A 9,997-nucleotide genomic window follows, 5' to 3' on the forward strand; every position below is an offset into this window, starting at 1 on the left:
TGCCGATGTTGGCGTTGATCTTCACCAGGAAGTTCCGGCCGATCGCCATCGGCTCCAGCTCGGTGTGGTTGATGTTGGCCGGGATGATCGCCCGGCCGCGGGCTCGGGGCGCGAGCCGTTGCCGTGGAAGCTGACCACGACGCCGCAGCCGGCGCGCGGCGCCCGCTACAGGGCATGCAGGCGCTCGTCATCGGCGGTGACGAGCAAGATCGCTTCGGTGCCCGGCGGCACCGGCAGGCGTGCGCGCGGGCCGGCGATGAAGGCGCCCGGGTAGAGCAGGTTGCGCTGGAAGACGGCCAGCGCGGCGATGGGGCCGCCGAAGACGATGGCGGCCGCCGCCAGGACGAGCAGGATGCGCATGGGTCTCCGCCGGGTCTCGCGGGCGGACCCTAACCGTTCCGCGGCGACGCCGGCAGCCGTCCGTCCCAGCATGGTCTGCCGCACGCATTGACAAAGTCCGGCGGCACGCGGAGATTCGAACCATTCCGAGGGGGGCCCCGCAACCGGGGGCTGAGAGTGGACGCGACGTCCTGACCCTTGAACCTGATCCGGCTCGTACCGGCGGAGGGACGGGAACCTGCGGCGCCGATCCCGGCGTCTGCCGCTTCATCGCATCTCCATCGACGCGTGCCGGGTCGCCCCAAAGCCGGGAGACCCACTCGATGAACGCGCCCGTCCTGTCCAAAGACGTCAAGGGAAGTCCCGAGACCGTGACCACGGGTCCGGTGACCGGCTCGCGCAAGGTCTACGCGAGCGTGGCCGGCCGGGAGGACATCCGGGTGCCGTTCCGCGAGATCGTGCTGACCGACCCGAACGAGCCGGCGGTGCGGGTCTACGACCCGTCCGGCCCCTACACCGAGACCGACGCCCGCATCGACCTCGCCAAGGGCCTGCCGACCCTGCGCGACCCGTGGATCGCCAAGCGCGACTACGCCGCCGTGCAGCCGCGCATTGTGAAGCCCGAGGACAACGGCTTCGTGCCGGCCGACAAGCTGGTGGCCCCCTGCCCCGCCGAGCGGACGATCCGCAAGGCCGGACCGGGCCAGATGGTGACGCAGTACGAGTTCGCCCGCGCCGGGATCGTCACCGAGGAGATGATCTACGTCGCCCACCGCGAGAATCTGTGCCGCGAGCAGATGCTCGACCGGGCGCACGCGGCGCTCGCCGATGGCGAGAGCTTCGGCGCCTCGGTGCCGCCGTTCATCACGCCCGAGTTCGTGCGCGACGAGGTCGCCCGCGGCCGGGCGATCATCCCGGCCAACATCAACCACACCGAGCTGGAGCCGATGGCGATCGGCCGGAACTTCCTGGTGAAGATCAACGCCAACATCGGCAACTCGGCCGTCACCTCGTCGGCGGCGGAAGAGGTGGAGAAGCTGGTCTGGTCGATCCGCTGGGGCGCCGACACGGTGATGGACCTGTCGACCGGCCGCAACATCCACAACATCCGCTCGTGGATCATCCGCAACTCGCCGGTGCCGATCGGCACGGTGCCGATCTACCAGGCGCTCGAGAAGGTCGGCGGCGATCCGCTCAAGCTCGACTGGGAGGTGTTCAAGGACACGCTCATCGAACAGGCCGAGCAGGGCATCGACTACTTCACGATCCATGCCGGCGTCCGCCTCGCCCACGTGCCGCTCACCGCGCGGCGCGTTACCGGCATCGTGTCGCGCGGCGGCTCGATCATGGCGCGCTGGTGCTTGGCCGGGCACCGCGAATCGTTCCTCTACGAGCGCTTCGAGGAGATCTGCGACATCTGCCGCGCCTACGACGTCTCGTTCTCGCTCGGCGACGGCCTCCGCCCCGGCTCGATCGCCGACGCGAACGACGCGGCGCAGTTCGCCGAGCTCGAGACGCTGGGCGAGCTGACCAAGATCGCCTGGAACAAGGGCTGCCAGACGATGATCGAGGGGCCGGGCCACGTGCCGATGCACAAGGTCAAGGTCAACATGGAGAAGCAGCTCGCCGAGTGCGGCGAGGCGCCGTTCTACACCCTCGGCCCGCTGACCACCGACATCGCGCCGGGCTACGACCACATCACCTCCGGCATCGGCGCGGCGATGATCGGCTGGTTCGGCTGCGCGATGCTCTGCTACGTCACGCCCAAGGAGCATCTCGGGCTGCCCAACCGCGACGACGTGAAGACCGGCGTCATCACCTACAAGATCGCCGCCCACGCCGCGGATCTGGCCAAGGGCCACCCGGCGGCGCAGCTGCGCGACGACGCCCTGTCGAAGGCCCGCTTCGACTTCCGGTGGGAGGACCAGTTCAACCTCGGCCTCGACCCGGACACGGCGCGCGCCTACCACGACGAGACCCTGCCCAAGGACGCCCACAAGGTCGCGCATTTCTGCTCGATGTGCGGGCCGAAGTTCTGCTCGATGAAGATCACGCAGGACCTGCGCGCCGAGGTGCTGGCGATGGAGGCCGCCGGCGAGGTGCTCAACACAGCGCCGATCCTCACCAGCGCCGAGCGCGAGGCCGGGATGGCGGAGAAGTCGCGCGAGTTCCTGGCCGAGGGCGGCAAGCTCTACGTCGACGCCGCCGAGTGACGGCGCCACACTGGGACGCATGACCGAGCGCTCCGCCCCCGCCCGCCGACAGGCGCGCGGGGGCGGATCGCTTCCAAGGCCTCGCATCCGCTCGACCGGGCCCCGGGAACGCGGCGCATGCCGGGGCGAACCGTTAAAATTCGATCCGCGTCGTTGCCTGATTCTTCAGGATGATCCCGCTCAGTCGGGTACCGGGGCGAAGTCTTAAGATACGATTCACGCGCCGCACGGCTTCTGGTCTCATGCCGCAACGGGACCCGTAGAGGTGCGCGATGAGTACCTTCGAAGTGACACCCCCGACGCCGACGCCGACGCGCCTGAGCGCACCGCCCGTCGTCCAGCCTGCCAGACTCATTGAGGCGGCGGCTCCGGTGGCGCTCGATCCGGCCGTTCGCGTTGACATCGGCAGAAGCGATCGCAGCGGCGCTGCGGTCTCCGATGACGGACGGTCGCGCGGCGACGCCGCGTCGGATCGGACCAACGACGAGCGGCGCATCACCATCGACCGGGATACGAAGAGCGTCGTGTATCAGGTGCTCGATCCCGGCACCGGTGCGGTGCTGGTCCAGCTTCCGGACGTGTCGGTGCTGCGGTCGCGCGCCTACGCCGAGGCTCAGGCGGAGCGCAGGACGGCCGACAAGCCCGTCGATCGCGAGGCGTGAGCGGCGCCTCCGCCAGTCGTGACGCCGAGCGGAACGAAAGGGCCGGGGCTGTGCGCCTCGGCCCTTTTTTGCGTCGCCATGCCTGTCGAGACCGGGTCGCCGAAGCCGAGGCGACGGGACGCGCCGCGTCCCGTGCCCGGTCGCGTCCGCCGGTCCGGCGCGGCCTACGAGGAGCGCAGGCCGGCGGCGATCTGCTGGTTGATGTTGATCAGCGCCGAGAGCTTGTCGGCGCCCGGCTCGATCAGCGTGTCGATGATCCGCCGGAACACGAAGACCGAGAGCTGGCCGATGTTGTTCTTGATCGCGATCGGAAGCGGGCTCTCGGGCGCCGTCGCGGCGCCTGCCAGGAGCGTCCAGACCTTCTGATTGAAGTTCAGCGCCTTGTTCAGGTTGGCGGACTGGTTGGTCCAGTCGTCCTTGACCATCTGAAGCTGCTGGGCCGCCTTGATCAGCACGGCGGCTTCCGCCTCGCGCGGGCTGAGGACGCTGTTCGCGGTTCTCGTGTAGGCGTTGGCGGCGAAACTCATCGGTCTGACGCTCCACCCGCAGGCCGGCGGGCACGGGGTGGGGTTATGGCAGCGCGCGCCTTAACATAGGGTAAGCGCCGCGGACGAGAATTGCATCGGCCGCCCGAGCGATTGTTCAAGCACAGCGTCGGCCGGACGGCGCCGCAGCGGAACGATCGACTGTATTCGATCGTTCCTATCATGATCCCGCCTAAGGATCACGCAGCCCGCTTCTTGCCCTTCTTCTCGCGCCCCTGTCCCGGCGCGCTCTTGCCGGCGCGGGAGCGGTCGAGGACGAACTTCGCGTAGTCGTCCATGTCGCCGGGAAACGGCTTCACGGTGTTGTCAGCCGCGAGCCAGAGGCGGTCGGCCACGAGCTCCATCAGCGAGCGGTCGTGGGTGATGAGGATGACGGCGCCCTCGTAGTCGTTCAGCGCGTCGAGCAGCGCCCGGCGACTGTCGATGTCGAGGTGGTTGGTCGGCTCGTCGAGGATCAGCAGGTGTGGCGCCCGCATCGCCACGAGGTTCAGCAGCAGCCGCGCCCGCTCGCCGCCCGACAGCGCATCGACCGTGGTCTCCTGCTTCTCGTAGGCGAGGCCGAAGCTCGCGAGCTTGCCTCGGCGGGCCGACTCGCCGTCCTCGGGCCGCTCGCGGCGGATGATGGCCAGCGGCGTATCCTTCGGGTCCATCGCCTCGATCTGGTGCTGGTGGAACCAGCCGACCTGCACCCGCCCTTCGCGCGCCATCCGCCCCGAGCGGATGTCGAGCGCGCCGGCCGCCATCTTCGCGAAGGTCGACTTGCCGGCGCCGTTGACGCCGAGCAGGCCGATGCGATCGTCGATGTCGAGCGTCAGGTTCAGGCCGCGCAGGATCGCGGGATCGTCGCCGTAGCCGACCTCGACGTCGGTGAGGTGCATCAGCGGCGGCGCCAGCGGGCGCTTCGGCGACGGCAGATGGAACGGCGCGACGTGCTCCTCGATCGTGGTGGCGATCGGCTCGAGCTTGGCCAGGCGCTTGACCCGCGACTGTGCCTGCGCGGCCTTCGAGGCCTTGGCCTTGAAGCGGTCGATGAAGCTCTGCAGGTGGGCGCGCTCGGCGTCCTGCTTGGCCTTGGCCGAGAGCTGGAGCCTCGCCTTCTCGGCGCGGCGCCGCTCGAAGTCGTCGTAGCCGCCGGTGTAGAGCTCGAGCTGCCCGTTGGCGACGTGCAGGATCGCGTCGACGGAGTTGTTCAGCAGCTCGCGGTCGTGGCTGATGATCAGCGCCGAGTGCGGGTAGCGCTTGAGCCGCGCCTCGAGCCAGAGCGCGCCTTCGAGGTCGAGATAGTTCGTCGGCTCGTCGAGCAGCAGCATCTCGGGGGCGGCGAACAGGGCGGCGGCGAGCGCCACCCGCATCCGCCAGCCGCCGGAGAACTCCGACATCGGCCGCTCGAGGTCGGCCACCGAGAAGCCGAGGCCGGCCAGGATCTCGCCGGCGCGGGCGGGCGCCCGGTCGGCGTCGATCTCGATCAGCCGGCCGTAGATCTCGCCCATGCGCTCGGGCTCGGCGGTCTCCAGCTCGGCATAGAGGCCGTCGCGCTCGACGTCGGCCGCGAGGATCGTGTCGATCAGGCTGACCGGCGTCGCCGGGTGCTCCTGGTCGACCGAGCCGATGCGCGCCGTCTTCGGCAGGAACACCGTTCCGGAATCCGGCTGGAACGCACCGAGGATGATCTTGAACAGCGTCGACTTGCCGACGCCGTTGCGGCCGACGATGCCGACCTTGGCCCCCGGCGGGATCGCCACGCTGGCCTTCGTGAAGAAGCGCCGCCCCCACATGTTGAAGGTGAGGTCTTCGATCTGCAGCATGATGGGGGGTCACGGGCCGGGAGCGGGGGCGCTCCCCCACTCCCTACCGCACTGCAGCACGATGTGCGAGCGCGCCGAGGCCTACCGGGTCGCCGCGCTGGCGATCGCCTTGGTCAACGGCGCGGCCGGCACGGTGCTCTCCCAGAACCGCCCGGTCTTGGCGCGCTCGAAGCCGGCCACGTAGAGGTTGCGCATGTAGGTGGTGCTGAAGCCGTCCGGCGTCGTCAGCTTGGGGCCGTCCTCGGGAATGTAGGTGAGGTTGAAGCCGACGCCGTTCTCGCGGGCGAAGGCGTAGGTCGCCGCCAGCGTCTGGCGGCTGCGGGCGCGGCTCGCCGTGGTGAACGAGCGCCCGACGATCGCCAGGGTGTTGTTCTGCGCCACGTCGAACTCGGGCTCGAGGCGACCGTTGATGATGACGTAGATCCGGCCCTTCTGACCGGTCGCGAGGCGCTTGTCGCGCAGCAGCAGCGCCTGCGGCAGGGTGAAGACCGGCGTCACCACCGAGCCGTCGACGTGCAGCTCCTGGAAGGCGCGTCCCTCGGCCTGCACGTCGATGAGCTGGGGCGGGAACACCGCCGGGATGCTGGCCGAGGCGGTGAGCACGTCGCGGAACAGGTCGAGCGCGTTTGGCGCGCCGCTCGCGGCGATGGCGCCCATGTTCCAGATCGTGGCGCGCTGGCTGTCGAGGTTCGTCGTCACCACCAGCAGGCGGCGGCCCTTGGCGTGCTCGGCGGCGATGGCGGCGAGCAGGTCGGCGTTGACGTAGCGCCCGACGAGGTTGCGCAGGCGGCCGTCGCCGAACAGGCCGGAGCCGAACAGCACGTTCACGACGCTCGGGCTCTGCACCAGGGTGCTGGCGATGCCGCTGGTGTAGATGTCGGTGAGGTAGGAATCGTAGGACGAGCCGAGGAAGGAGAACGGCGCGATCAGCGACCCGGTGCTGACGCCGGAGACGAGCGAGAATTCCGGCCGCGTGCCCGAGGCCGACCAGCCGTTCAGCACGCCCGCGCCGTAGGCGCCGTCGCCGCCGCCGCCGGACAGGGCGAGGTAGCTGAAGCCCTGGCGCTTGTTCTGCGGCGTCGACGCCATCTCGGTGAAGGTCTCGACCGAGGCGTCCGAGAACACGCGGGCGCCGGGAATGCCCGGCACGCCCGCGACCGCCGCCTCGGCGGCGGTGTACGGGATCCTCGGCACCGAGGAGCAGGCGGCAAGCTGGGCCGCAACAGCGAGGGCGAGGCACCCGCGCAGCCAACCGTATCGACGCGACATCGTCAAAAAATCCCACGCCCGATCCGGGCCGTCACGGCATGCGAACGAGCTTGACCATACTAGCGTTCCGGCCGGGCGACCGCAACGCGGCCTTGCCGCCGGCGGTGATGCGGCCGGGTCACACCCGGCGCACGGGAACCGCGGTCGTCGCCGCCCGGACAATGGGCGGTGGACAGCCACGGCTCCGCTTCCGCCGGCCTTGCATCGGCGGAGAACGGTCCTGTAGGTTGCCCTCGTCGCCGGATGCCTCAGGGGGGGTATGGCGGCTATGACCAGCGGCGCGCACGACGGGCTTCGGACCGGCCTCGTCCCGACTTTCGGGACCAGCCGGTCAGCGGGGACAGGTCGCGCCCGATCCGCGCCTTGACTGCGGGGGACCGGGGCAGTCCGCGGGTCTAGATCGGGAGGGGCGAGACCATGGACACAATCTTGAGTTGGACGGACGAGCGCGTGACGCTGCTGCGTCAGCTGTGGGAAGACGGCCAGAGCGCGAGCAAGATCGCGGCGCAGCTCGGCGGCGTCACCCGCAACGCGGTGATCGGCAAGGTGCACCGGCTCGGCCTCTCGGGCCGCGTGATCAAGCCGGCCGAGGACGTCGCGGCCGCCCGGCGCAAGCCGGTGCAGGAGGTCGAGATCGAGACGGCGATCGCCGTGGTCGAGGCCGAGGCCCCCGAGCCGGTGGCGATCCTCGCGCACCGGCCCGCGCCGGACTTCCCGGTTCCGGCCGCCGCGCCCGAGCCGGTGGCGCTCTCCGCCTCGCAGCGCGTGACGATCATGGATCTGCGCGAATCGATGTGCCGCTGGCCCATCGGCGACCCGACCACGCCGGAATTCGGGTTCTGCGGCGCCCGCTCGATCACCGGGCTGCCCTATTGCACGCATCACGCCCAGATCGCCTACCAGCCGGCGGCCGAGCGCAAGCGCGACCGCCGCGTGGCCGGCTTCCGCTAAGGCTTTCAAGGGCCGAGCAGGTCGATCAGGTAGGGGATCAGCGGTTCGTCGGCCGGCGGCATCGCGAGCTCGCGCAGGTCGCGCGGGCGCACCCACTTGATCGCCTGGCCCTCGAGCGGGCGCGGCGTGCCGTTCCAGCGCCGGCAGACGTAGAGCGGCATCAGCAGGTGGAAGTCCGGATAGGCGTGGCTCGCGAAGGTGAGCGGCGCCAGGCACGGCTCCTCCACCCGGATGTCGATCTCCTCGGCCAGCTCGCGGATCAGCGTCGCCTCGGGGCGCTCGCCCGCCTCCACCTTGCCGCCGGGAAACTCCCACAGGCCCGCCAGCTGCTTGCCGGGCGGCCGCTCGCTGACGAGCACGCGGCCGTCGTGATCGACCAAGGCCACGGCGACCACGAGCAGCAGGCGCACCGGCGCCGTCATGGTTCCACCGCGAACGAGGCCGTCGCTTCGGCCTGACTCGCGATCAGCCCGGCCTCGATCGGCACACGCTTGGCGTCAAACCGCGATCCTGCGGAAAAGCGAAAGGCCTGCGCCGCATCCGGCAGCTGCCCATGGCCGACGGTGAGCTGGCAGAGGCCGCCGATCTTGGCGCCTGCCGCTTCCGCCAACGCCTGGGCCTGGGACCGCGCGTCGCGCGTCGCCTCCACCCGAAGGCGGTTCTCGACGGCCAGGGGATCCTTCAGCCCGAAGGTGATCGCATCGATCCTGTTCGCCCCCGTATCGAGAGCCTGTCGCAGCAGGTCGCCGAGGCGGCCCAGATCGGCGAGCTGCACGCTGACGCGGTTCGTCGCGCGGTAGCCGTCCGGCTGCTCCTGCCGCGTACCGTCCGGTCGCGTCACGGTCCGCGTCGCCGGTTCCAGCACGACGGCCGCGGTGCCGACGTCGCCCGTCGGCACGCCGAGTCGCCCGGCCAGCGCCACGACGCCGCCGACCGCCTGTGACGACGCATCGAGTGCCGCCGCGGCGTTGGACGCCTTGGCCTCGACGCCGATGACGACGGTCGCGAAGTCGGGTGCCTGAGTGGCTTGCGCGCGCCCGGTCACGGTGATCCGGCGCGCGCAGTCATCGTCGGCGCGAGCCGGCGACCCCAGGAGGCAGAAGCCGGAAGTCAGGGCGATCGCGAGGCGCCTCACGAGCGGTAATCCCCGTTGATCTCGATGTAGCCCTTGGTCAGGTCGCAGGTCCAGACCCGCGCCTTGCCCGTTCCGAGCCCGAGATCGACGCGGACGGTGACGTCGGATTCGCGCATCACGGCGCTCGCGGCATCCTCGCTGTAATCCGGGTCGCGGGCGCCGGCCACCGCCACGCGCACGTCGCCGAACCAGATCGCGAGGCGGTCGCGGTCGGCGGGCTCGCCGGCCTTGCCGACGGCCATCACCACGCGGCCCCAATTGGCGTCCTCGCCCGCGACCGCCGTCTTCACCAGCGGCGAGTTGGCGATCGACATCGCGATGCGATGGGCGGAGGCGTCGCTCTCGGCACCGCCGACCTCGACGGTGACGAACTTGCGGGCGCCCTCGCCGTCCTTGGCGACGAGCTGCGCCAGCTCGATCAGCAGGTCGTCCAGCGCCGCGCGGAAGCCCGCGAGCCGCGGGTCGGCGGCGTCCGCGACCGGCGCGGTCGCGGCCTTGCCGGTGGCGAACAGCATCAGCGTGTCGGAGGTCGAGGTGTCGCCGTCGACCGTCACGCAGTTGAAGCTCTTGCCCGTGCCCTCCGCCAGCATCGCCTGCAGCACCGGCTGCGGCAGCGCCGCGTCGGTGAAGACGAAGGCCAGCATCGTCGCCATGTCCGGCGCGATCATCCCGGCGCCCTTGGCGATGCCGTTGATCGTGACCGCGACCCCGTCGATCTCGGCGGTCCGCGTCGCGCATTTCGGGAAGGTGTCGGTGGTCATGATCGCGCGGGCGGCGGCCTCCCAGGCCTCGGCGCCCGGCACCGTGCGCCCGGCGCAATCGGCGAGCACGCCCTCGAACTTGGTAGCGTCCAGCGGCTCGCCGATGACGCCGGTGGAGGCGATGAACACCTCGGTCTCGGCGCAGCCGGCGGCGGCGGCCGCGATCCGTGCCGTGAGCGCGACCGCATCCCGGCCGCGGGGCAGGAAGAACTCCGAAAAGCCCGGCTGGCGCACGAGGTCGGGGACCGCTGCCGCGGCGGCCCATTTCTGCTGCACCACGATCGGCGCGAGGTAGCCGCGCTCGGCGATCTCGATGG

10 protein-coding genes, 1 pseudogene and 1 riboswitch are annotated in these 9,997 nt (G+C 70.6%); of the genes and pseudogenes, 3 read left to right on the forward strand and 8 right to left on the reverse strand.

Annotation, left to right across the window (positions count from 1 at the left end; translation table 11 throughout):
* Window positions 1–103, reverse strand: a pseudogene (locus tag FV223_RS11910) (phosphomethylpyrimidine synthase ThiC); the annotation flags it as partial.
* A 62-nt stretch (window positions 104–165) separates the two neighbouring features.
* Window positions 166–360 (reverse strand): hypothetical protein, encoded by a 195-nt coding sequence (locus FV223_RS11915; protein WP_147727248.1) that lies wholly within the window; start codon window positions 358–360, stop codon window positions 166–168.
* Between the two features lie 118 nt (window positions 361–478).
* Window positions 479–587, forward strand: a riboswitch (TPP riboswitch).
* 75 nt (window positions 588–662) lie between these two features.
* On the opposite strand from FV223_RS11915, the gene thiC reads away from it, so the two are divergent.
* Both thiC and FV223_RS11925 read left to right on the forward strand, forming a co-directional pair.
* Window positions 663–2,552 (forward strand): phosphomethylpyrimidine synthase ThiC, encoded by a 1,890-nt coding sequence (gene thiC / locus FV223_RS11920; protein ID WP_147727249.1) that lies wholly within the window; start codon window positions 663–665, stop codon window positions 2,550–2,552.
* A gap of 371 nt (window positions 2,553–2,923) precedes the next feature.
* On the forward strand, window positions 2,924–3,214 hold the full coding sequence (locus FV223_RS11925) for a hypothetical protein (protein ID WP_147727250.1): 291 nt from the start codon (window positions 2,924–2,926) through the stop codon (window positions 3,212–3,214).
* A gap of 164 nt (window positions 3,215–3,378) precedes the next feature.
* Here the strand turns inward: FV223_RS11925 and flaF are convergent, their stop codons facing one another.
* From flaF to FV223_RS11940, 3 genes are all read right to left on the reverse strand, one after another.
* A complete protein-coding gene (flaF, locus tag FV223_RS11930; protein WP_147727251.1) occupies window positions 3,379–3,741 on the reverse strand; it encodes a flagellar biosynthesis regulator FlaF in 363 nt (120 codons plus the stop codon).
* A gap of 197 nt (window positions 3,742–3,938) precedes the next feature.
* The gene (locus tag FV223_RS11935; protein WP_147727252.1) at window positions 3,939–5,564 is read right to left on the reverse strand and encodes an ABC-F family ATP-binding cassette domain-containing protein; all 1,626 of its coding nucleotides are present in this window, start codon (window positions 5,562–5,564) and stop codon (window positions 3,939–3,941) included.
* Window positions 5,565–5,645: 81 nt separating this feature from the next.
* On the reverse strand, window positions 5,646–6,833 hold the full coding sequence (locus FV223_RS11940; protein WP_147727253.1) for a patatin-like phospholipase family protein: 1,188 nt from the start codon (window positions 6,831–6,833) through the stop codon (window positions 5,646–5,648).
* Between the two features lie 417 nt (window positions 6,834–7,250).
* Here FV223_RS11940 and FV223_RS11945 point away from each other — a divergent pair, with 417 nt between their 5' ends.
* Window positions 7,251–7,784 carry a GcrA family cell cycle regulator gene (locus FV223_RS11945; protein ID WP_147727254.1) on the forward strand — a complete coding sequence of 178 codons (534 nt, stop codon included), beginning with the start codon at window positions 7,251–7,253 and terminating at the stop codon, window positions 7,782–7,784.
* Between the two features lie 5 nt (window positions 7,785–7,789).
* On the opposite strand, the gene FV223_RS11950 is transcribed toward FV223_RS11945, so the two are convergent.
* The 3 genes from FV223_RS11950 to argJ all read right to left on the reverse strand — a co-directional run.
* Window positions 7,790–8,206, reverse strand: a complete 417-nt coding sequence (locus FV223_RS11950) for a (deoxy)nucleoside triphosphate pyrophosphohydrolase (protein ID WP_147727255.1) — start codon at window positions 8,204–8,206, stop codon at window positions 7,790–7,792.
* Window positions 8,203–8,919, reverse strand: coding sequence for an SIMPL domain-containing protein (locus FV223_RS11955; protein WP_147727256.1), 717 nt, complete (start codon window positions 8,917–8,919; stop codon window positions 8,203–8,205). The genes FV223_RS11950 and FV223_RS11955 overlap by 4 nt, the downstream gene beginning before the upstream one ends.
* A partial coding sequence (argJ, locus tag FV223_RS11960) for a bifunctional glutamate N-acetyltransferase/amino-acid acetyltransferase ArgJ (protein WP_147727257.1) occupies window positions 8,916–9,997 on the reverse strand: 1,082 nt, incomplete at its 5' end. The genes FV223_RS11955 and argJ, both read right to left, overlap by 4 nt.

It is taken from the genome of Methylobacterium sp. WL116, assembly GCF_008039455.1.
In the GTDB taxonomy this organism is placed as follows: Bacteria; Pseudomonadota; Alphaproteobacteria; order Rhizobiales; family Beijerinckiaceae; genus Methylobacterium.